The following is a 21,147-nucleotide window of genomic DNA, read 5'->3' on the forward strand; positions in this document are numbered from 1 at the left end:
ATCACGTTACGAGGAGGACAGATGAGCATCACGGGCCAAGACGACTTGTTTCATCAGGCCCCACCCGGCGAGCCGTTCTGGAACGAGGCCAGCTGGTTTTCCTTCATGGTTCCCGAACGCGACCTGTCCGGCTTCGTCTACCTGTATCACCGGCCCAATATCGGCTACACCGTGGGCGGGATAGCGGCCTGGGACAACCACGGGAGCGAGACCTACGACTGCCTGCTGTACGACTGGGGTGAGGGTTATCAGACTCCCGAAGGCGCACAGATGTTTGACTTCTCGCTGGCTAACGGGTTGCGCGTCGAGCTGCTCGAGCCGCTGCGCCACTACCGGTTCACCTACCGGGGTCAGACCGCCTTCAACGCGGACGTCGCGGTCGACCTCGAGTTCGTCGGCGACCGCGAACCGCACGGCACGGGTTTCCCCGGCGGCCTCGAAGAATGGGGCAAGGGCCATTACGATCAGCCGGGCCGGATGACGGGCACCCTGCGCGTCGACGGCGAGGTGATCGCCATTGACTGTGTGGCCCAGCGCGATCGCTCGTGGGGCATTCGCGACATCGTTAAAAACCCGCGCGGCCAGATGGTCTGGGCGGTGGGAGAGAACAGTAGCTTTCATGCGCTCGCCGTGAGCTTCCGCAAACCTGAAGACGATCCGGTGATCGGAACCACCGAAGACGTCATCCTGGGCTACTACCTGCGTGACGGCCGCTACGGCGATCTCACACTGACCGAAGGCAACACGATCGCTGTGACCCGACGCGACGAATCCGGCCGACCCACCACCTACCGGGTCCGAGCAACCGACTCGCTCGGCCGGCGTCTCGAGGCTACCGGCCGAGTGCGGAACATGTTCAACTGGCAGGGATATGCGTGGCTGACGACTTTTTGGTCTCTGGTCGAGTGGGAACTCGACGGTCAAACAGCTTTAGGTGAAGGCCAGGACTACTGGCCGCTGCATCATTCACGCACGTTCCTGCGCAAGCTGCGCGCCGGGCACTTCTGAGACGTGCTCTGGTTCAGCCGGGCACCAGCGGCAGGCGTCGCGCCCAGCGCGGTCTGTGGGTCGTACGAATTCACAACAGAGACATGGAGTTTAGAGCCACGCTCGATGCCAACGTCTCACGGGGATTGGAGTAAGCCGAGGCCAGGACCTGAAGGAAGCGGGCGTCGGCGAAGGCGTGCGAAATGGGGTATTCGCGCATGTATCCGTATCCGCCGTGCAGTTGCAGGGACTGGTCGACGGCCCGCTCACAGACCCTGCCTGCGTTAAGGCACGCGGCCGCGGCATCGGCGAGGTCGAGCGCGCCGACGCTGCGGGCATGCACGCAAGAGTCGACAAACGCGGTCTGGCCGGCGATCTCGGCCCAGAGCTCCGCCAATCGGAACCGGGTGTTCTCGAATTCCGCCAGTGGACGACCGAATACCTTTCTGGCGTGGACGTACTCGACGGCCAGTGCCAGTGCGGTGCGCGCACTGGCCAGCGCCAACACCGCGAACCACAGGTCGAGGTCGCGATGCAGGGCGCCGGTGGAGGCGAAGTCGGCATCTGTCACGGTGTCGCCCAACGTCACATCGGCCATTCCGGCGTCCCGCCCGGCCAGGTACGGCTTGGTGGGCGTGATGGTCACGCCCGGCTGGTCGAGCGCGACCAGCGCGACCCGGCCGTGGTCGGTAGGCACCAGAAGGGCGTCGGCGACGCGCGCGGCAATGACACCCGACAGCGTCGCGGGAGCGGGAATGGCCACCAACCGGCCGCTGCTGAGCCCGGGCAGCCAACGCTGCTTGTCCGCCGCGGCGGCCTGGTCGAGCAGGAAAGGGATCGCAACCCCGGCCTGCAGTGCCCATAGCACTGCCAGGCCGGTCGCGCCGGCGGCGATCGTCTCCTCGATCAGGACGGCAAGGAAGCCGAAGTCCTCGACGCCGCCGCCCCCGAACTCCTCGGGCACCGCAGTACCGAGGAAACCCGCTTCGCCGGCCGCGGCGACGACGCTGCGTGGCGTTTCGTTGGCGTCACGCCATGCGTCCACATTCGGTGCCACTTCGGTTGCGATGAAACGCCTTACGCTGTCCCGAAACGCCGCATGGTCGCCATCGAAGATGCCCCGCCGCTTGGGAATCACCCTCGAATCACCTCGGCGCCATGCGAATCGCGCCATCGAGGCGGATGGTCTCGCCGTTGAGCATGCCGTTGTCGATGATCGACAGCGCCAGCCGCGCGAACTCGTCGGGAGAACCCAACCGGCTCGGATGCGGCACGGTCTTCGCCAACGACGCGCGCACCTCGTCGGAAACCTTCGCCAGCAGTGGCGTGTCGAAGGTGCCGGGCGCGATGGTGCAGACGCGGATCGCTTTGGACGCCAAATCCCGCGCGGCGACGATCGTCATGCCGACGATGCCGGCCTTGGACGACGCGTACGGTATCTGCCCGATCTGGCCTTCGAACGCGGCGACCGATGCGGTCAGGATGACCACGCCGCGATCGCCGTCAATTGGCTCGTTGGTGGCCATCTGCGCGGCCGCCAAGCGCAGCACGTTGAACGATCCGATAAGGTTGACGCCGATGACGTCGGAGTAGGTCTCCAGCGAACCGGGCGAGCCATCCTTGTTGACCACGCGCACCGGGCCGCCGCGTCCGGCGCAGTGCACGACCGCCCGAAGCGGTCCCGCCTCGGTGGCGGCTTCGATCGCCGCGGTGACGCCTTCAGGGCTGCGAACGTCGGCTGCGACGAACTGCACGGCATCGCCGAGCTCCTTGGCGACCGTTTCCCCGTTCGAGGACGGAAGATCGGCGATGACAACCTTGGCGGCCCCGGCCGAAACAAGTCGTTCGACGGTCGCACGCCCGAGCCCGGACGCGCCGCCGGTGACGATCGCGCTGATTCCGTCAATCCGCATGGTGTGCTATTCCTTTCGTGGCCTCAGAGCCGTTCGATGATGGTGGCGTTGGCCATTCCGCCGGCCTCGCACATGGTCTGCAACCCGAAGCGACCGCCGTTGGACTCCAACGCGTGCAGCATGGTGGTCAGCAGCCGGGCGCCGGATGCCCCTAGCGGATGACCCAGAGCGATGGCGCCGCCGCGCGGGTTGAGCCTGGTGGGATCGGCGTTGAAGTGCCGTGCCCAGGCCATCGGTACCGGAGCGAACGCCTCGTTCACTTCGTAGTGGTCGATGTCGGCCAGCGAAAGATTCGAGCGACGCAACACCCGCTCAGTCGCCGGGATGGGGCCGGTCAGCATCGTGATCGGATCATCGGCGGCGAGCCCGAACGCATGGAAGCGCGCCCGCGGTGCAAGACCCAGCTCCTCGGCGGTGTCGTCGCCCATGATCAATACCGCCGCCGCGCCATCGGAGAGCTGGGATGAATTGCCCGCAGTGATGTGCCAGTCCGTAATCTCGGGGAAGCGTTCCGCCATCTCGGGGGAGTAGAACGACGACTTGAGGGCGGCCAGCCCCTCGACCGTGGTCGAGGGCCGGATGGTCTCGTCGGTGCTGACCACGTCACCATCCGGCGTGGTGATCGGCACGATCTCGGGGCTGAAGTCGGCCGCGGCGGCATTGCGATGGGAGCGGGCGGAGAACTCGTCGATGGACTCGCGATCGAGTTTCCAGCGGGCGGCCACCAGCTCCGCCGACACGCCCTGCGGCACCAATCCGGGCGCGTAGCGCCGCGTCACTGCCGGGCCGTAGGGATCTTGCCCGATTCGCGCCGTGAACATGGGGATCCGGCTCATCGACTCGACACCGGCCGCCACGACAATGTCGCACGCTCCGGCTATCACGGCCTGCGCGGCGAAGTCGGCGGCCTGCTGGCTGGACCCGCAGGCGCGATGCACCGCCACCGACGGCACGCTCTCTGGCAACCCCGCCGAAAGCCAGGCCCAGCGCCCCACCGGCCCGGATTGTTCGCCGACCTGACTCACGCAGCCGGCGATCACGTCGTCAACACGAGCGGGGTCGACGTCGTTACGGGCCATCAACTGGCCGATCACCTGCCCCAGCAGGTCCACCGGATGGACGCCGCTGAGCGCTCCACCGGGCCGTCCGTCCTTCGGTGGCTTCCCCTTGGCCATGGGGGATCGGACGGCATCGACAATGACTGCGCTACGCGACATGTTGTTCTCCTCCGTGCATCCTTGTGGCGTCAGGCGTTCTGCGGCTGGCTGATCGCTGCGGCGTCCCAGTAGAACGCTCTGATTTCTCGCACCAAACCGCCCGAGAACGACCACACCTCCAGAGCGGAGTTGGGAACGGCGTCCTCAGAACCCGGGTTCTTCCAGTCGAAGGTGATCCACGCGACCACGTGATCGCCGTCGGCAATGGTCCGCACCAGCGTGAGGTTTGTGGCGCCGGCCTGGTTGCCGGCCTTCGCGATCCCGGTGAACAGCCCGCGCAGTCGTCGGCTGCTCTCTACGCGGCCGCCATGCGGCAACGACGGCGGCCACTCGATCGCCGCATCCTCGGCGAAGTGGTCGTCGATTGCAGCCGCTACCGCCTCAGGATCACCACCGCTAAGCGCGGCGTAGAAGTCGGCGACAATCTGGGCATTCGGGCGCTGCGACATCAGGTACCTCACTGGATCCGGATTGGGAAAATATTTTAGAACCCTAACGTCTCATTAAAGGCTGGGCAACGGGGGCCCCTTGGAGCCGCCGGCGATCATGGTGCCCTGGCTTGTGGCGCAGCGATTGCCGCTTCGGTCCTCGACCACCACTTCGACGAACTTGGTCCGCTGGCCGCCGCCCAGCGCCGTTGCGCGGAAAGTCAACGGTGCTCGAGCGGGTAGGTGATATTGAATGTGCAACGAGCCGGTCGCGGGCAAGAGTCCTGCTGCGCTCATCCGCATGGTGAGCGCGCCCATGATCTGGTCCGCCGCCGCGGCCACAGTGCCACCGTTCACGGCGCCGTTCGGGTTGGGGGTCAACGTCGAACGATCCATGCGGAAGACTGCCGACGTGGCATTGAACTCCACGCACACCAGCCCGAGGTCCCGGCAGTAAGGCAGCGTATTGGCCCACGTTAACCAGTCATCCGTTTCGCTGGGTGCCGGGTTCCACCACCCTGCTTCGCACGCGATCGGCTCTTGAGGCATCGTCAGCTCCGGTTCCCTCGTTTTGCTGCGGCAATGTAAACGATCGTTCCGCAAATGATAGTCATTCCGGAAGCACACGTGACCATTGACACAAGCCCGCCAAATCGGCAATTATGAGACATTGAACCTTAAAAACGTGACCCGCCGGAAAGAGCGTCCGTTCGGGTGGACTTAGACAAGGACACTAACTTTATGGGACTCGTCGATAACAAGGTTGCCTTTATTTCCGGGGTGGCGCGGGGGCAGGGCCGCTCGCACGCGGTGCGGCTTGCCGAGGAGGGCGCCGACATCATCGGTTTCGACATCTGCGCCAACGACGACGCGGTGGAATATCCACTGGCCACCCGCGACGATCTCGACGAGACGGCCAAGCTGATCGAAAAGTTCGGCCGCAGGGCGCTGCTGTCGGTCGCTGACGTTCGTGATCACGAGGCGGTCAAGCGCGTCGTCGACGACGGCGTGGCCGAGCTGGGGCGACTGGACATCGTGTTGGCGAACGCCGGCGTAATGGCGATCACCGGACAGCAGCGCCTGCAGCGCGAAGCCTTCCTGGCCGGAATCGACATCATGCTCGTTGGCGTGTTCAACACGGTGGAGCCGGCGATACCGCACCTGCGGGCCGGTGGGCGCGGTGGGTCGATCGTGATCACCAGTTCCACCGCCGGTTTGGTCGGCGGGCTCGGGGACGGCTCGCCCGGCGTGCTGGGGTACACCGCCTCCAAGCACGGTGTCGTCGGCCTGATGCGTGCTTGGGCCAACGTGCTCGCACCAGAGAACATTCGGGTGAACACGATTCACCCGACCGGTGTCAACTCACCGATGATCGCCAATGAGGCCTTCGGGCGTTATGTGCAGGAATTTCCGAAGATCGCGCAGAACCTGCAAAATCCGCTGCCGGTGCCCAATGGGTTGCTCGAGCCCCAAGACGTGACCGACTCGATCATGCACTTGGTTTCGGACGCGGGCCGTTACATCACGGGCAGTACGTACGTCATGGATGCCGGGTTCACCAATAACAGGTAGCGGTCGTAGTCGTTTTTGGACGAGGCCGGAAGGGGGAGCCAACGATGACTCAGCTGGCTGAAAGGCTGGACCACCCGCGGCGGACATCCACGTCTCGAACGGTCGATTCGCCCCCCCGCACGTCGGCACCGGTAAAGTGGTGGGCGGCCGCTGGCGCTGCCTACCTGGTGTTTATGGTGGCCGTTCTGACGAACTGGGTCCTCGGCCCGTTGTTCAAGACCGTGCCGGTGGGGCCGACACCGGTCCCGACCTTCATGAAGGTCGCGGTCGTGTTCTTCGAGGGCATCTCGATTCCGGTCGTCTTGGCCTGCTTCTACTTCATGGTCGTCAAGCCATGGCGACGGGATGGCAAGCTCAGCGTGGACGGGGCGCTGACGATCGCGTTCGCGACGGTATGGTTCCAGGACCCGCTGTCCGCATACAGCGGCACCTGGTTCACTTACAACGCCTGGGCACTCAACTACGGCTCCTGGGAAAACAGCATTCCGTTCGCCACCGGCAAGGCCGCGCCCGGAGCGATGATCGTGGAGCCGATTCTGATCGTTCCCGGGGCATACGTGTATTGCTTCGTGGTGGCGATGTTCGCCGGATCCTGGGTGATGCGCACCGCGCGCAAGCGGTGGCCACAGCTGAGCGCGCTCAAGCTTGGTGCGATCTGCGTCATCGCGATGTGGATGTTCGACGTCCTCTTGGAAGGCGTCATGTTTATGCCGTTGGGCATTTGGGAGTACCCGGGTGGCCACTTCAATATCTTCCCGAACACTTACCACAAGTTCCCCCTCACCGAGATGATCACGGCCGGTTCGGCGTTCGCGGCCGTTGCCATCCTGCGTTTCTTCAAGAACGATCGCGGCGAAACGCTTGCGGACCGTGGTCTCGAGTCGCTGAAGGTCTCCGATCGTCGCAAGAGCGGCCTACGAGCACTGGCCATGATCGGTTTCGTGAACATGTTGTTCTTCGTCCTTTACAACGTGCTCAATACGTGGACCGCGACGCGCATGGCCGAGTGGCCGGCAGACCTGCAGCAACGCTCGTATTTGACCAACGGCCTGTGCGGTGAGGGAACCGACCAGATGTGCCCGGGTCCGGCGGTTCCGCAGTTCCGCAATAACAATCACGACCCCAATGGGGGTTCCGCACACCTGGACCCCAATGGCAACCTGGTCGTGCCGCCAAACACCACACTGCCAAGCATGGTGCCCTTCAAGCGCGGGAAGTAGTGCGGGACAGATCATTTCATCAGTCACAAGATTCGCTGTCCTCGCCTCCGCGATCGCTTCGCGACCGTTAACCGTCGAAGAAACGCGCAGCGAACCGACGCACACGGACGGGCGTACGGTATTCGTCGCTGCGGGCTTGGATGCGGTGGACGTGTGCGACGCGGTCGCAGTCCAGGCCGCGTTGCTGGCGATTGGAGCGTTACGAAAAGACCTCATGGCGCGGCTCGCGCGACACCGCCCCGCGGTGGCGCAGCGCTACCTCGCTTTGGAACTCGGGCGCGTCGCCGAGCAGCTTGACAACTTGCTCCCCGCACGCACCCTGATCCGCATCAAATCGGGTGGATTGGAGTCGGTCTCGGCCTCTAGCGAAGAATCATTCAGTCGTGCGCTGGGCCGCGAGCGCATCCCGTCACCGCCGGGGTGGGCTGGCGTGTTGATGCCGTCCCGACTTAGGCGGCTGAGCCAGGAGGACCTGCGGCCCGCACCCACCGATCGTGACGTTTTCCGCCTTGGCCGGCTCGAAGAAGAAGACTCCCAGCAAGACGATGGAGCCGAAGACGAGACAGACGAAAGCAAGATCGTCAACCTGCTGTCGGCTCCCGGAATACCCAATCCGCTCGGCGATGCGATCCAGAAGCTGCTGGGGATGGGTCGCAGCGGTCGTGACAAGAACCAGGGTTCTGCCGAAATTCCGGTGGCCAAGCAGCGGTTTGGACCCGTCGGTCGAAACGCCAGAAAGGGTCCGCTGAGCCGGCTGGTGTCGGCCGTGCTCGAACCGGCTCCGGTTCTCGGGACGCGTTATCCGGAATGGGACTGCCACAAGGGTGTCTATCGCTTGGATTGGTGCGCGGTCGCCGAATACGACCCGGCCGACGCGGGATCCACGCACGATGACCGCGCCGCGAGGTCTTATCTGCAGCGGCCGCTGGCCCGGGTCGGAATCGAACCTGAGCGCCACCGCCGCCAGGCGGAAGGCGACTCGTTGGATCTCTCGGCGCTGCTCGACTACGAAACCGACCGCCGGCACGGAGACAACCCGGACCCCTACATCTACGAAAGCAGTCGGCTGACCAAGCGGGACCTGTCGGTGCTGGTTCTGTTGGACTGTTCGGGTTCGACCGCCGAAGACTCGGGCGGTCGAGTGGTCTTCGAGGAGGAGCGCCGACTTGCCGGCGATCTCACCGTGGCGCTGGAAAGGCTCGGCGACCGGGTCGGCACGTATGGGTTCTATTCACGCGGCAAGGATGCGGTGCGGTTTCTGAGGATCAAGAGTTTCAATGCAAGGTTCGATTCGGCCGCCAAGCGCCGGCTGCAGTCGGTACAACCGTCGGGGTTTACCCGCATCGGCGCCGCGATCCGCCACGCCACCCACGTCGTGGAATCGCAGGCGTTGGCGAAGAACATGGTGCTCTTGGTGATCGGTGACGGGCTGCCTTACGACGATGGCTACGAGGATCGTTATGCGCGGGCCGACGCGCGGCAGGCGATCAAGGAGGCTGTCCTGCAGGGAATCGGGGTTGCCGGAATCGGGATCCGTTCGTCGACCGAACCGGAGGTTCTCGAGGACGTGTGGTCGGACGCATCCTTTAGGGTGATCGGACAATGCAGCGATATTCAGCGACACCTGCGCGGCCTCCTGGTGAACGCGCTGAGCGTCACGCGCAGCAACGGCCGTCGGCGCGAACTGCTCTCCGAAGAGCACCACGGATACCTACGGTCGCTACACGCGGCCAAGCGCAATGCAATGAACACCTATGTGTGAACCTCCGAGGTCGGGATGAGCGAATTGACAGTGCAGCAGTGGGATTTCATGCGTGACGATAGCGTTGGGAGCGACCAGAGGAAGCGCCCGTACATTCCAGTCGGTGATGAAGTGAGCGTGTTCGCCGCCGCCTGGCGATCGGGTCTTCCCGTCATGCTGAAGGGGCCGACGGGTTGCGGCAAGACCCGCCTCGTTGAGCACATGGCGGACCAGTTCGGGGTGCCGCTGTTCACCGTGTGTTGTCACGAGGACATGACCTCGTCGGATCTGTTGGGCCGGTTCGTCCTCCGCGACTCGCGAACCGAGTGGGTTGACGGCCCCCTGACGCAGGCGGTGCGCCAAGGCGGCATCTGCTATCTCGATGAAGTGGTCGAAGCCCGTCAAGACGCGATAGTCGCGGTGCACTCACTCGCCGATCATCGCCGCGAATTGAACATCGAGCGGCTCGGCGGGCTCAAGCTGCAAGCGGCAGCGGGCTTTCAGCTCGTCTTGTCGTACAACCCCGGCTATCAGAGTGTCCTCAAAGACCTCAAGATGTCCACGCGCCAGCGTCTTGTCGGGATCGATCTCGGCTTTCCGCCCCCAGACGTCGAGCGCAAGATCCTGCAGCAGGAAAGCGGGCTTGACACCGACGTGCTTGACGACATCATCAGGCTGGGGCAAGCGATCCGGCGTCTCGACGATGTCGCGTTACGCGAGACAGCGTCCACCCGCGCGCTGGTCGCAACCGCAACCCTGGTCCGCGTCGGTTTGGGTCCGCGGGCGGCGGCGGTGTCGGCGATCGCCAGTCCGCTTACCGACGATGCCGAAACACGTGAGCAGCTGACGGTGCTGATCGAGTCGTATCTCTGAGCGAACCAATCCTTTTGACGATTCACGCGAGATCGTCGTCGACCTGTTGTTGCTGGAAGGCTTGCGTGGTGAGCGACGATTTCGAGACAAAGGCCGTCGGATGCGGTCACGAGCCCGGCCGACCAACTCTATGCGGTGCACTCTGAATGTCGTCGTACCTCAAACGCCCGTGGCGGCTCGGGGCGTGCGCGGCCCGGGCACCAGCGACGACTGCGCAGGGCGGAGCGTTCCCATCCCTCGGCGGGACAGCACGCCCAGTCCAGTAGGCCAAGGCATCCGTTTGGCAGCCGTCCGAGGAGATGCAGGGCATGCTCCGAGCGTTTTCGCGGACCGACTACCTGCTGGTCGGGATGGCGTCGAGGCTTTCGTGGGCTGAACTGGGATTGCGCATGGCCCGCCGCACGGCGGCGCGCATCAAGAAGAAGGTCACCAGGAACCATGCGCCGAACAGCACTACCGGAATCCACAGTCCGAAGAGCCCGTTCCACGACCACGGTCCCGAGTGGAAGAAGAACAACAGCTGGTCGGGCAGGATCAGCATGACCACCATCAAGTTGAAATAACCTGCCCAGGACGGGAATACCGGATCGGGGCTCTTGTCGATGAACGCGCCAATGGCGATCGCGACGGGCAGCGCCGCGAACATGGAGACACCGCCGATGAACTGTAGCCACGCCATATCGTTGAAGATGTAGGTTAATTGAGCCGCCCGCTCCGGGCGGTAGGCGGCCACCAGCCACCAGATGGCCGGATAAAACGACAGCACCATGTTTCCGCAGCCGCCTATGACCGCGCCGTAGGTGAGTACGCCCGCGCCGCCTTCGATCTTGGACAAAAATTGCCCGATCGCGGCTGCGAAGAAGATGAACACACCGGCCGCCCACATCACGAGCACCATGCCGATGCGAATGCCGTTGGTGTTGTCCTGGAAGATCCGCGCGACCTCATCGGCGTTGCGCGACGGCGCAACTGGTGGCAGAAAGCCGGCAAAGGCACCCCAGCCGACAAAGAGCAGCACCAAGTATCCGGGGCCGCACCAGACACCGAACAAACGAAGTTTGGCTTGGATTGGTGTCACGACATCTCCTCGGCAAGCGCGGTGCGTATGAACGTACGTTCACGATAACGCAGTACGGTGTGCAGAAGAAGACGTTTGAGCCAGTCGCGTGAACGCAGAGCCTGCGGCCGCGCCGCGTCACCCGTGCAGCGCGACCTCCGCGGGCCATTCTCGTTCCTGGGCCCCGATCGCCCTGAACACCAGGACCGCCATCACGGCGATCCATGCGAAGAAGGTGACCACCGGCGACCAGAACGCCAACAACCCGTTCCAGGCAAACGGACCCGAGCGGGTGAGAAACGCGATCGCGCCGGCCTCGAACATCAGGGCCGTCCACGCGGTGTAGTACCCGAACCATCGCGGGAACGGGGTATGCACAACGGCATTGGGCATCAGCGCGACGAAGGCGATCGCGACCCACATGAAGATGTAGTACTGGTCGGTCGTGACGAAGGTCAGCATCGCAAGTTCGTGCACGGTCGCGGTGATCTCGGGCGCCCGGGTCGGGGTGAATGCCGCGACGCCCCAAAAAATTGGGGGAAGCATCAGTGGGATCGACATCAGCGTGCCGCCGGCGAACGCGACAGCCGCCCATACCGGTGTGCCCTTCTCGTGTCGGGCGATTTGGACCGCGACCACCACCGCGATGGGCACCATGAATCCGCTGGTCCAGCTGCAAATGGTGGCACCGATCTTGATTTCGGTGCCGTTGTGGACGTAAAACCGGGCAATCGCATCGGCGGACCACCTCGCGGTGGGTGGCGGCATCATGTGCAGCAGCAGCCACCACACCAGTCCGTAGATTGCCGTGAAGATCAGCCCCCACCACAGGAGAATCCGTTGCGCACGTGCGGTCATGTCGGCGCACCGGCGCTTGTCGGGGCCGGTGCGGCGGCCGTCTGGTTGGTGAGTGCACGTTCTTGCTCGTTGATCGCTCGCAACAGCATCGCGGTGATAAGGCACAGCCACACGGCGAACACAACAACCGGAATCCAGAACGCCAGCAGGCCGTTCCACGCCAGCGGTCCGCTTTTGAAGTACGGAATCAGCACGCCGGGCAAGTAGATGATCTGCGCCCATAGGTTGAACCAGCCGAGCCAGCGTGGCAACACGGGTCGCTCGGACTTGTCGCTGAGGATGGCGATGGTGATGGCGATGCCCTGGACGAAAATGGTGCAGACCGGTCCGATGAAAAGCATCCACGCCATGTCGTTGAAGCGGTGAGTGATCTCGATGTTCTCCATCGGGCGGAATGCGGCAGCCTGCCACATCATGACCGGCACGATGAAAATGAGCACAAACACGGAACCCATACCGAGCTGGGTGTAGGTCATGGGTGAGAATCGGCCTTCAATGCGCTTGAGCTGCACGCTGATCGCGGCGGCCCACGGGCAGTAGATGGCACCGCCGAATCCAACGATGATCAGCCCGGCCCGGATCCGCCCGCCGTGCTCGGCGAACATCGCGGCGATCTGGTGGGCGTCCATGCTCGGCGAGGGTGGCGGAATGAACCCCGCGAGAAAGAAGAAGCCGACCATCCAGGTGACGGCACACGCCGGCCCGGCCCAGGCGCAGATGCGCTGACTGCGAGCGTTCATCGCTGACTCCCTCGTCGTTGCGGCCACCGTACGAAATCCTGACACGGCGCGTCAATAGGACAGATGCGTCAAATTATGGAATGTCTTGGCTTTCCGCTCAACCCGATTGCGGGGCAAGGGATTGATCAATGCACGGGTCGCAGCGCCGTCGGCAAGCCGTCCTCGAGCATGCCGAACGCCGTATCGGCCAACGTGGATATGTCGTCGCCCGATTCGATCGCGGCATGCAGCACCGCGCGCAATGCGGAGACCATCGCTGAGGCGAGCACCTGGGTGCGCAGGTGGGTCTCGGGGTTATTGGGCAAACCGGCGGAGAAGAATGGCTTCAGTATTTCTTCCCATTCATAGGCGATTTCAAGGTAGCGCCGGCGCGGCGAAGGTTCGGTAAACCAAAGCCGCATGATCGTCGCACGCAGGTCTGGCTCAAAATTCTCGAAGAATTGCCCCAGTTGCGTAGTGAGCGCCTCACGCGCGATCGTCCATCGATCACCCTTTTTCGCCGCGCTGTCCAGCGCACGCCGTAACCCTTCGACAACTTCGGGGACCGCCGGGAACAGCACGTCTTCTTTGGTTCCGAAATATCGGTTCAGCGTGCTGCGCGAGCACATCGATGCGTGGGCGATCTCCTCCATCCCGACCGAATCGTAACCGCGCTGCACGAACAGCTCGACGGCTGAGCGCACGATAGTGGCACGTAGTGCCGCCTTCTTTCGCTCCCGCAACGCGCTCATGACGAGTCAGCATAAGGCGCACAAACCGGCATCCGCGCCACGGGCGCTTTTGGGGACGACCGGCTCGCCGCATGTGACCCGTCGGCTTTGTGCGCGCGGCGGCCCGGCGTCTCGGGCACAACAGCTGTGGTATTTTGATTCGCGGTAACGATCGTTTACACGACCTCCATTGACGGGCGGAGTGGTGCGATGAAACCAGCAGGGGATCGAGCCGACCGCGGGGCCGGTCGGTCGTGACGTCGGTCGTCGTTGTCGGCGCCGGGCTGTCAGGGCTGGCTGCCGCCTACCGCTTGCAGCAGGGGGGTGCCACAGTCGTGGTGCTCGAAGCCGCGAACGGGTGTGGCGGCCGCGTAAAGACCGAGCACCGTGAGGGTTACATCGTCGACACCGGGCCGGACGCCCTCACCGCCGGCTACGCAAGCTATCTGAAGTTGGTGGAGGACCTCGGACTCGGTGACCGGCTGGTGGACACCAGCGCGGTGATCGGTCTGGTCCGGGGCGGACGCCTGATCGATCTCGATCCGGCCGATTTGCGGAAGCTACCGTTTACGCGCGCGTTGTCCTTGGGGGCCAAACTGCGCTTGGCGGCCGGATTCATTCGACTGCGCAAGGCGATCAAAAAGGTTGACTCCTACGACATGGGCGGATCGGCGGAACTGGACGATCCGAAGGTATCGGCGTACGACTTCGCCGTGCGGCACTTCGGCCGTGAAATCACCGAGTATCTCGTCGATCCCATGATGCGATTGACGGTTGGCACCGGCGCCCGGGAGGCGTCGAGCGTCAACGTGCTCGGTGCATTGGGCGCCTGGTCCGGCGGTCTGCGGAGTCTGCGCGGCGGGTTGGCGGTCGTCACGGACGAGCTGGCATCGCGGCTGGACGTGCGCTACGGCGCGACGGTAACCCGCGTCGACGAAAGCGAATCGGGAGTAACTGTCGCTTACAACGACGACAACGGCACCCATGAGGTCAACGCACAATCGTGTGTCATCGCCGCGATGTATCATCGCGCCGTCGACATGTGGCCGTCGTTGATGTCAGCATCGCCGGCGTTCGGCGACAAGCTGCGCAACGTCAAGCTGATCAGTGTCTCGCTCGGCTACCGGGTTCCCACCAAAAGCCGGGCCTACACGGTCCTGGTTCCGACCGTCGAGCACCGCGAGGCTCTGTTGATCTTTCTGCAGCACAACAAGTCCCCCGATCGAGCCCCGCGCGGACACAGCCTCGTCACGATCTACACCGACACGGCTGTCACCGATAGATTCCTCGAGTACACCGACGCACAACTGGAAGAGTGGGCCGCCGGTATCGTCGAAGGGCTTTGTCCGGAACTCGCCGGGAACCGGGACCTGTCGGTGGTGACGCGCTGGCCGTACGCGGGATACCTGGCGGAGCCGGGCTTTTGGCGCCGCAACAGTGCGCTGCGTGAGTCGCTGCCTGCCCGGGGCCCGGTGCAGATTGCCGGCGACCTGTTCGGGGCGGGTTCCATGGAGTCTGCCGCACGTTGGGGCGAGCACGCGGCTCGGCGCATTCTTGAGGCCAGCTGAGTGATGGGCGTAGCGTTTTCCGAACGGCCGATGCGTCGCGCGCGCGGCCAGGGGTCCCTCTTCAAGAGTGGTCGGCTCGCCCGGAACGGCTTGTCGTCGTGGTGGATGACGATCGTCCGGGAACGCTGATGTCCGTTGTGGACGTTCTACATGAGCACAGCGGCGTGTCGACGCGGTGGACCACTGTCAACATGGCCGAAGTGCTCCCCGGCGTCCTCACCCCGCTCGGATGGACATTCTGGCGAGAACCGGCGGAGATCGGCCTGCGCGGAGCTTTCGTTGACGCCGGCGTGCTGCCACGCCGTGACCTACCCCCGCCGGCGTGCGTCGATGACCGTCTGACGGCTCTGTTTTATGGCCGGTACGCGGCCAACCTCAGCCTCATTGCGTCGCTCTGCGATCTCATCCCAGGTTCGTCGGGAGAGAGTTTCGAAATCCAGATCTTCGGCAGTGCTGATCCAGGTGTCCTGCGGGGCAAGTCAAGACGACGTTATCCGGTGGTGGTTACGCGAATGCCGGTAGCGGTCGCCACCCTACCTCGGCGGCTCAGGACACGGCGATCGGAGATGGACGCCTGGTGGCGGCAGGCGGTGACGAATCCGGTAGGTCCGCCGGTTGAGCGGATGGCGGCTGCACGCGAACAGCTGCGGCGATCACTGCGGATTCACTTGTTCTGCTCGCTGGTCGCCCAGGCCTGCTACGACCAGCTGGCTCGCCTGGCGGTTCGGGCGGACATGCCCGGGCTGGAGCTGCAGCTGATGTCAGGGTACGGAGGCCTGGAAGAATCGCTGATCGCGGACGATCTGTGGAAGGTGTCACGAGGGTCGATCACGATGGCCGCGTTCTTAAAACGACACGGGTACCACGGGCCCGCCGAGGGCGAGTTGTCGAGCCGCCCATGGCGCGAGGATGCGACTCCGGTGCATGAACTTTCGCTTGCTTATGCGCGCATGCCCGAAAGCGAGGCACCACTCGCGCGGGCGGACGAGCGCCTGACCGCGCGCCGCAGCGCCGAGCGACGGTTGCTGGGCGCGTTACCCATACTGCGCAGAGCACCGGCCATCGGCGCGTTGCGTGCCGCATCGACCTTCCTGCCATTGCGGGAAGTCGGCAAGGTCGCATTCCTGCAGGCGATCGATGCCGGTCGGGCGGCTGCACGCGGCCTTGGACATCAGCTGTACCAGGCAGGCCGCATCGACGACCCTGATGACGTCTTCTTTCTGACCTGGGACGAACTCAGCACTGGGGAAATTCCGGGGAAGGCCGCTGAGCTTGTTGCCGAACGGCGGACGTTGCACAGAAGGTATCAGCGGTTGCGGCTGCCGGAGCGGTGGACGGGACCTCCGAAACCGGCGCCGGTCGACGACGACTGCACCGCACTTTCTGGCATCGCGGTCTATCCAGGGGTCGTGGAAGGCACGGCCCGTGTCATCACCGACCCGGCCAACGCTGAAGGTTTCGAGCCGGGTGACGTCCTCGTCTGCGAAACCACCGACCCGAGCTGGGTGGTGTTCTTCCAACTCGCCGCGGCCATCGTTATCGACGTCGGGGGGCCACTGAGCCACGGAGCCATCGTTGCGCGCGAAATGGGGGTGCCCGCGGTGATCAACACCCGCAGGGCTACCAAGCTCGTCCGCGACGGCGACCGTATCCGTGTCGATGGCGCCACTGGAGTCGTGACGATACTGCGCACCGGTGAGGTGGAATCGCTAACAGAATCGACGAGGAGCTGACATGCCGCTGGGCGCTCATCCGCCAGAGATCGATCTCTACTATTTCACTCCGCCGGAAGGCCAGCACTGGGAACCGCATCGCATCCACACCAACTACTTCGGGTTGACCGTCCCGGAAGCTCGCCTGGGGGCCTACATCTACTTGCGGTGCCACCCCGAGTTTCGCCTCTGCCACGGGGGCGTGGTCGTATTCGATGACTTCGACGCCGTTGACCCGCTCGACTCGGTGTGGTGTGACTACGAGATCTCGATGCCGTGGCCGACCATCGGAGACCGCTCGGTCTCCACGGCCAACGGATTGCGCTTCGACATTGTCGACCCGGGTCGGGTGATCCGAATCCGCTATGGCCAAAGCGACGACCTGACCCATCTCGACGTCACTGCGACCGCGGTGACACCGCTGATTGCCCGGCCGTACATCATGCCCGGGGAGGAGCAGCACCACGACGTGGACCGGTCCCAAGGTGGGATCGAGCAGATGATGCGTTACATCGGTCAGATCACCGTCCGGGGCGTCCGGCACGCCGTCGATTGTTATGACTTGCGGGACCGGTCCTGGAACCAGATTCGCGTCGAGCGTCGCGGTGCCGTCAGGGTGCCGCCGATTTGTCTCACCCCGATGCGTTTCGGTGATGACTTGATGCTCAACCACATCGGATTCGAGGCGCCCGACAGTGAACCGGCTTGGAAGGGCCTGTATGACCTGCCCGACGACTACCGCAAGCCCATCTTCGGGTGGGTTTACACAGCCGGTGACCCCGCTGCTCGCAGCATCACGCGAGTAACCCGCAACGTTTTGGCCTACCACCCGTTCAACCACATGCCCACCAGGCAGGAATTGCAGATCGAAGACGAATCGGGCCGGACCCACCGGTTCAGCGGTGAGGCGCTCTCCGTCGGCGTCATCCCGACATGGCCGAATGCCACGTTCCGCGACAGCGTCTATCGCTGGCACGACGAACGCGGCCGTGTCTGCTACTCGGCCACCCAGGAAATGTGGTTCGACGATTATCAGCGGCTGATGAAGCAGCGCAGCGCGCGGGCGAGGTCGACCCGTTCCGCGTAAGAATCACCGGCGCGGCACATCTGGTGCGCGGGTGAGCTGTCGATCATCGGCGCGGTGAACATGATCTTCCTCGTGGTCTACCCGCTGCCGCATCCGTTCCGGTGCCGCTCACGGGCCGACGTTCGCCGACCATAAACCGGATTTCATGAAGCAATCCTCTGCCCTTTCGGGATCACGAGGGCTGGCGTAGACCCACCTCGGACCCACCCGGACTCGAGTTCGCCCCCTTGATCAGGGCTGCGAGTTCGAAGGCGCGTCGTAGCCCTTCGGGCGTCTCGTGTGCGGGCCTGGTCAGCGGGAAGAAATCGACGATCTGGACGAAGTTGACGCCTGCCTCGACATACGGCGCGATGGCATCGGACATTTCTTGCACAGTGCCGTGGTGCCAGGATTTGCGAACAATCTCGGGAGTCGCGCGAGCAAGAACGTCGTTTATCGCGGGCTCCGAGTACGTCAGTGGCAGCATATCGGTGGCATAGTGCCACGAATCACCCTTCGGAGGTTCGACGCCTTCGGCGCGCCAGGCGGCCGAGTGAAATCTGCCCATGGTGGCCGAGATCCAGCGAATGTAGTCGTTTTTCATGGCGATCTCGATAGCCGTCGGGTCCTCGTTAATGAGGCAGATCCACCACAGGCCGAAGCCGAACGCTTCGGGATCGCGCCCGAGTCGCGCAAGGGTCCGCTTCATGCCCGCGATCTGCTCGGCGGCCTGCTCGGGGTTGGTCCATACGAATGGCGCCGCGGTGCAGAACCCGTCGCCGTAGCGTATTGCCGCGTCGATGAGCCGAGGACCGCCGCCAAGTGCCCACAGCTGCGGCGGTACGGCCGGTCGCGCGCCTCCCAGCCACGCCTGCTGAAGGTTCCAGTGGTGGCCCTCGTGATTAATGGGTGCGGTGTCGTTCATGAACTTGCGGAAGATCCGGAAGGTGTCCTCCAGGCGCTTGGCTCCTTGAGAACGCTTGTGGCCAAAGGGCTTACATTGCTTTAGCTCGCCGGCGCCCATCTGAACCATAGTGGCCGCGCCGCTCACGTCGGCCAGTGTCATCAATGTCTGGGTGAACTCCGCGGGCCCGCGTCGTACCGCATCGCTTGTGGTGACCAGGCCGAAGCCGGGCACTGCGGTTGCGATATGAGCCAGCACAACGTACGGGTCGGGGAAAGAGTCGATATCGGGCATGAGCGCTGCCAGTGGTGAGTTGTCCGGCCGCCACAACGCGGGCGGAGCGAAAAACGTCATCTGATCCCACACCGTGAGTGAGTCGATGACGCCGCTGGCCTGAATTGCGCGTGCGGTGTCGATCGCGGTGGCGATCGGCAGGTGGCGGCTGTAGACGATCGGAAGGTTGACGTGGACGCCGCTAGACATCCGCGCCCACCCGTTTAGGGGCATTCTCGTCGTCGGCAACGAGACCCTTGAGGTGGCTGCTCACGGCGATGCTGCGGCCGAGTGCGGCGGGGAGTTCGTCGGGTTGCAGCACGAACGAAGCCATGTCCAGGATACCGACGAAGTCGACCCCGGCATCGATGAACGGCCGGAATTGCGCGACGGCTTCGGCGGGTGACCCGTAGAAGTAGGACTTTTCGGCCATTTCGCGGGTGGCGCGGCCTGCCCACTCCTCGACTTCGGTCGTGCTCATCGATAGTGGCAGCATTTTCATCGCGTAGTGCCAGTCCCTTGGCATGGGTGGTTCGATGCCCTCTGCGTCCCAGTCGGATTGGTTGATACGGCCGGCGACGGCGGTGAGCCAGCGGGTCAGTTTGTTATCCAGCGCACGGTCGACCACGTCGGGATCCTCGTGCAGCAGCATCGTCGCCCAGACGCCAAATCTGAAGGCGTCGGGGTCACGGCCCTTGCGTGCCAACTGTGTCCGCATCGCTTCGCGTTCCTCGGCAAACTTCGCCGGCGAGCTCCATACGAATGGGCACATCGTGCAGAAGCCGTCGCCGTAGCTGGTCGCCAGATCGATGATGCGGGGTCCGCCGCCCAGACCCCACAGCTGAGGCCGGTTGGCCTTGGCGGTCCCGATCCACGCGTCGGTCAGCGTGGTGTGGTGACCTTCGAACGTAATCGGGCCATCGGTTGTCATCAGCCTGTCGAAGATGCGGTAGAAGTCTTCGAGCCGATTGATGCCGTGCGCCCGATTCCAGCCAAATGGCTTGGTTTGCTTTATTTCTCCGGCGCCGATTTGCACGATCGTGCGGCCGCCGGTGAGGTCGGCCAGGGTGAGCATCGACTGGGCCAATTCGGCCGGTCCACGCCGGATCGAGTCGGTCGACAGCACGATTCCCAGGTTCGGCGCCCACGCCGAGGCGTAACCGGCCATCGTCCAAATATCGGGAAAGCTGTCGCAATCGGGCATGACCGCCGCCAAAGGCGTGTTCTCTGGCGTCCACAGCCCCTGCGGGTACCAAGAGGTCAATTGATCCCACACTTGGAAGTAGTCGACGACGCCGCTGGCGGCGATCGCCTGCGCCGTCTGACCGAACGCCGCAGGAGGGCGATGCCGATCGACTGTTACGGGGATGCTTGTCTCGAGTGTTGGCACGGCTACCGGCTTTCTTCCGTCTGCCCGCCTGGCGGGAGAGCTGGATGCAGCGCTGGATCAGTAAACGTATGTTCACACATGATCTCGTATGTTACCGTCGCCACATACGTCTGAAAATAGTTATCTGCCTTTAGAGATCGAGGCATTCGACACCAGAGGTAACGGCGATGACTTTAACGACCACTGTCCGTCCGGAACGCCATGTCGAGGACATAGCGCAGCGGCTGTGCATGCTTGCCGGGCCGTTGACGCTGATCGGCTTCGCTGTCGGCGCTATCCCGATTGGGCATTTCGTTCCGCCGTTCATCGCGCCGGACGAGACGGCCGTGCAGGTCGCCTCGATGTACGCTGCGCACGCGACGCGCATTCGCTGGGGCGCGATGATCTCCATGATCAGCCTGTCGATGTTGGCTCCATGGGGGATTGCGGTCGCCGTCCAGACGCGCCGACTGGGTGCCCGATCGCAGACGCTGTGTTACGTGCAGATCGCTTGCGCCGCCATCTCCACGACGATCATCGTCTTCATGTGTATGTTCTGGGCCATCCCGGCATTCCGACCCGGTGACGTGCCCCCAGATATCGTCCGCGTGCTCAACGACATTGCATACTTTCTGATCGTTTGGCCGTACTTCCCATTCACCATCTGGGTACTGTCGGTCGGGCTGGCGGTGCTGCTCGATTCCGGCGACGAGCCTGTCTTTCCGCGTTGGGTGGGATATTTCAGCATATGGAACGCTATTTCGTATCTGCCGGCGGGCTTTATGTGTTTTTTCCATAACGGTCCGATCGCCTGGACCGGGGCGCTGGCTCTCTATGTCCCGTTAGCGAGCTTCTTCACCTGGATGGTGATCATCACCGTCTACGGATTTCGCAACCTGCGCCGGACCGCCGGTGCCATGCCACCCGGCTATGCGTAAT

20 protein-coding genes are annotated in these 21,147 nt (G+C 63.8%); 9 read left to right on the forward strand and 11 right to left on the reverse strand.

What is annotated here, in order from left to right; translation table 11 throughout:
* Positions 1-21: 21 nt before the first annotated feature.
* A complete protein-coding gene (locus AWC19_RS16620; protein ID WP_085079150.1) occupies positions 22-1,008 on the forward strand; it encodes a DUF7065 domain-containing protein in 987 nt (328 codons plus the stop codon).
* 70 nt (positions 1,009-1,078) lie between these two features.
* Here the strand turns inward: AWC19_RS16620 and AWC19_RS16625 are convergent, their stop codons facing one another.
* Genes AWC19_RS16625 through AWC19_RS16645 form a run of 5 tightly spaced genes read right to left on the reverse strand, consistent with a single transcriptional unit; the run spans position 1,079 to position 5,094 of the window.
* Complete coding sequence (locus AWC19_RS16625; RefSeq protein ID WP_158090897.1) at positions 1,079-2,125, reverse strand: acyl-CoA dehydrogenase family protein; 1,047 nt, start codon at positions 2,123-2,125, stop codon at positions 1,079-1,081.
* A gap of 7 nt (positions 2,126-2,132) precedes the next feature.
* Positions 2,133-2,900 (reverse strand): SDR family NAD(P)-dependent oxidoreductase, encoded by a 768-nt coding sequence (locus AWC19_RS16630; RefSeq protein WP_085079152.1) that lies wholly within the window; start codon positions 2,898-2,900, stop codon positions 2,133-2,135.
* A gap of 23 nt (positions 2,901-2,923) precedes the next feature.
* The gene (locus AWC19_RS16635) at positions 2,924-4,117 is read right to left on the reverse strand and encodes a thiolase family protein (protein WP_085079153.1); all 1,194 of its coding nucleotides are present in this window, start codon (positions 4,115-4,117) and stop codon (positions 2,924-2,926) included.
* A gap of 29 nt (positions 4,118-4,146) precedes the next feature.
* A complete protein-coding gene (locus AWC19_RS16640) occupies positions 4,147-4,566 on the reverse strand; it encodes a nuclear transport factor 2 family protein (protein ID WP_085079154.1) in 420 nt (139 codons plus the stop codon).
* A 54-nt stretch (positions 4,567-4,620) separates the two neighbouring features.
* Positions 4,621-5,094: a PaaI family thioesterase gene (locus AWC19_RS16645; RefSeq protein WP_085079155.1), complete on the reverse strand. Its 474-nt coding sequence runs from the start codon at positions 5,092-5,094 to the stop codon at positions 4,621-4,623.
* 192 nt (positions 5,095-5,286) lie between these two features.
* On the opposite strand from AWC19_RS16645, the gene AWC19_RS16650 reads away from it, so the two are divergent.
* The 4 genes from AWC19_RS16650 to AWC19_RS16665 all read left to right on the forward strand — a co-directional run bounded on the left by AWC19_RS16650 (position 5,287) and on the right by AWC19_RS16665 (position 9,951).
* Positions 5,287-6,117, forward strand: a complete 831-nt coding sequence (locus AWC19_RS16650; RefSeq protein WP_085079156.1) for a mycofactocin-coupled SDR family oxidoreductase — start codon at positions 5,287-5,289, stop codon at positions 6,115-6,117.
* Between the two features lie 269 nt (positions 6,118-6,386).
* A complete protein-coding gene (locus tag AWC19_RS16655) occupies positions 6,387-7,337 on the forward strand; it encodes a spirocyclase AveC family protein (RefSeq protein WP_211284941.1) in 951 nt (316 codons plus the stop codon).
* A gap of 214 nt (positions 7,338-7,551) precedes the next feature.
* Positions 7,552-9,099: a nitric oxide reductase activation protein NorD gene (locus AWC19_RS16660; protein ID WP_158090899.1), complete on the forward strand. Its 1,548-nt coding sequence runs from the start codon at positions 7,552-7,554 to the stop codon at positions 9,097-9,099.
* Positions 9,100-9,147: 48 nt separating this feature from the next.
* The gene (locus AWC19_RS16665) at positions 9,148-9,951 is read left to right on the forward strand and encodes a CbbQ/NirQ/NorQ/GpvN family protein (protein ID WP_085079198.1); all 804 of its coding nucleotides are present in this window, start codon (positions 9,148-9,150) and stop codon (positions 9,949-9,951) included.
* A gap of 334 nt (positions 9,952-10,285) precedes the next feature.
* Here the strand turns inward: AWC19_RS16665 and AWC19_RS16670 are convergent, their stop codons facing one another.
* The 4 genes from AWC19_RS16670 to AWC19_RS16685 all read right to left on the reverse strand — a co-directional run bounded on the left by AWC19_RS16670 (position 10,286) and on the right by AWC19_RS16685 (position 13,337).
* Entirely contained in the window at positions 10,286-11,029 is a 744-nt protein-coding gene (locus tag AWC19_RS16670) for a hypothetical protein (RefSeq protein WP_142281249.1), read from the reverse strand.
* Positions 11,030-11,146: 117 nt separating this feature from the next.
* Positions 11,147-11,866 carry a hypothetical protein gene (locus tag AWC19_RS16675; protein ID WP_085079160.1) on the reverse strand — a complete coding sequence of 240 codons (720 nt, stop codon included), beginning with the start codon at positions 11,864-11,866 and terminating at the stop codon, positions 11,147-11,149.
* Positions 11,863-12,633, reverse strand: coding sequence for a hypothetical protein (locus AWC19_RS16680; RefSeq protein ID WP_142281250.1), 771 nt, complete (start codon positions 12,631-12,633; stop codon positions 11,863-11,865). The genes AWC19_RS16675 and AWC19_RS16680 overlap by 4 nt, the downstream gene beginning before the upstream one ends.
* 98 nt (positions 12,634-12,731) lie before the next feature.
* Positions 12,732-13,337 (reverse strand): TetR/AcrR family transcriptional regulator, encoded by a 606-nt coding sequence (locus AWC19_RS16685; RefSeq protein WP_085079162.1) that lies wholly within the window; start codon positions 13,335-13,337, stop codon positions 12,732-12,734.
* 233 nt (positions 13,338-13,570) lie between these two features.
* Here AWC19_RS16685 and AWC19_RS16690 point away from each other — a divergent pair, with 233 nt between their 5' ends.
* The 3 genes from AWC19_RS16690 (at position 13,571) to AWC19_RS16700 (ending at position 17,683) form a co-directional block, all read left to right on the forward strand.
* Positions 13,571-14,884: a protoporphyrinogen/coproporphyrinogen oxidase gene (locus AWC19_RS16690; protein WP_085079163.1), complete on the forward strand. Its 1,314-nt coding sequence runs from the start codon at positions 13,571-13,573 to the stop codon at positions 14,882-14,884.
* 98 nt (positions 14,885-14,982) lie between these two features.
* Positions 14,983-16,617, forward strand: a complete 1,635-nt coding sequence (locus tag AWC19_RS16695) for a PEP-utilizing enzyme (protein WP_142281251.1) — start codon at positions 14,983-14,985, stop codon at positions 16,615-16,617.
* Position 16,618: 1 nt separating this feature from the next.
* Entirely contained in the window at positions 16,619-17,683 is a 1,065-nt protein-coding gene (locus AWC19_RS16700; protein WP_085079165.1) for a hypothetical protein, read from the forward strand.
* Between the two features lie 172 nt (positions 17,684-17,855).
* On the opposite strand, the gene AWC19_RS16705 is transcribed toward AWC19_RS16700, so the two are convergent.
* Positions 17,856-19,049, reverse strand: coding sequence for an LLM class flavin-dependent oxidoreductase (locus AWC19_RS16705; RefSeq protein ID WP_158090900.1), 1,194 nt, complete (start codon positions 19,047-19,049; stop codon positions 17,856-17,858).
* Positions 19,042-20,229, reverse strand: coding sequence for an LLM class flavin-dependent oxidoreductase (locus AWC19_RS16710; protein WP_142281252.1), 1,188 nt, complete (start codon positions 20,227-20,229; stop codon positions 19,042-19,044). Before AWC19_RS16710 ends, AWC19_RS16705 begins: the two co-directional genes overlap by 8 nt.
* 167 nt (positions 20,230-20,396) lie before the next feature.
* Here AWC19_RS16710 and AWC19_RS16715 point away from each other — a divergent pair, with 167 nt between their 5' ends.
* Positions 20,397-21,146 (forward strand): hypothetical protein, encoded by a 750-nt coding sequence (locus AWC19_RS16715; RefSeq protein WP_142281253.1) that lies wholly within the window; start codon positions 20,397-20,399, stop codon positions 21,144-21,146.
* Position 21,147 lies beyond the last annotated feature (1 nt).

This window comes from Mycobacterium palustre (genome assembly GCF_002101785.1).
Taxonomy (GTDB): domain Bacteria; phylum Actinomycetota; class Actinomycetes; order Mycobacteriales; family Mycobacteriaceae; genus Mycobacterium; species Mycobacterium palustre.

Bases quoted from the DNA above. Each gene is read 5' to 3' on its own strand.
- AWC19_RS16620 (WP_085079150.1), top strand. From the start codon at position 22: ATGAGCATCACGGGCCAAGACGACTTGTTTCATCAGGCCCCACCCGGC.
- AWC19_RS16630 (WP_085079152.1), bottom strand. From the start codon at position 2,900: ATGCGGATTGACGGAATCAGCGCGATCGTCACCGGCGGCGCGTCCGGG.
- AWC19_RS16635 (WP_085079153.1), bottom strand. From the start codon at position 4,117: ATGTCGCGTAGCGCAGTCATTGTCGATGCCGTCCGATCCCCCATGGCC.
- AWC19_RS16640 (WP_085079154.1), bottom strand. From the start codon at position 4,566: ATGTCGCAGCGCCCGAATGCCCAGATTGTCGCCGACTTCTACGCCGCG.
- AWC19_RS16645 (WP_085079155.1), bottom strand. From the start codon at position 5,094: ATGCCTCAAGAGCCGATCGCGTGCGAAGCAGGGTGGTGGAACCCGGCA.
- AWC19_RS16650 (WP_085079156.1), top strand. From the start codon at position 5,287: ATGGGACTCGTCGATAACAAGGTTGCCTTTATTTCCGGGGTGGCGCGG.
- AWC19_RS16660 (WP_158090899.1), top strand. From the start codon at position 7,552: ATGGCGCGGCTCGCGCGACACCGCCCCGCGGTGGCGCAGCGCTACCTC.
- AWC19_RS16665 (WP_085079198.1), top strand. From the start codon at position 9,148: ATGCGTGACGATAGCGTTGGGAGCGACCAGAGGAAGCGCCCGTACATT.
- AWC19_RS16675 (WP_085079160.1), bottom strand. From the start codon at position 11,866: ATGACCGCACGTGCGCAACGGATTCTCCTGTGGTGGGGGCTGATCTTC.
- AWC19_RS16685 (WP_085079162.1), bottom strand. From the start codon at position 13,337: ATGAGCGCGTTGCGGGAGCGAAAGAAGGCGGCACTACGTGCCACTATC.
- AWC19_RS16700 (WP_085079165.1), top strand. From the start codon at position 16,619: ATGCCGCTGGGCGCTCATCCGCCAGAGATCGATCTCTACTATTTCACT.
- AWC19_RS16705 (WP_158090900.1), bottom strand. From the start codon at position 19,049: ATGTCTAGCGGCGTCCACGTCAACCTTCCGATCGTCTACAGCCGCCAC.
- AWC19_RS16715 (WP_142281253.1), top strand. From the start codon at position 20,397: ATGACTTTAACGACCACTGTCCGTCCGGAACGCCATGTCGAGGACATA.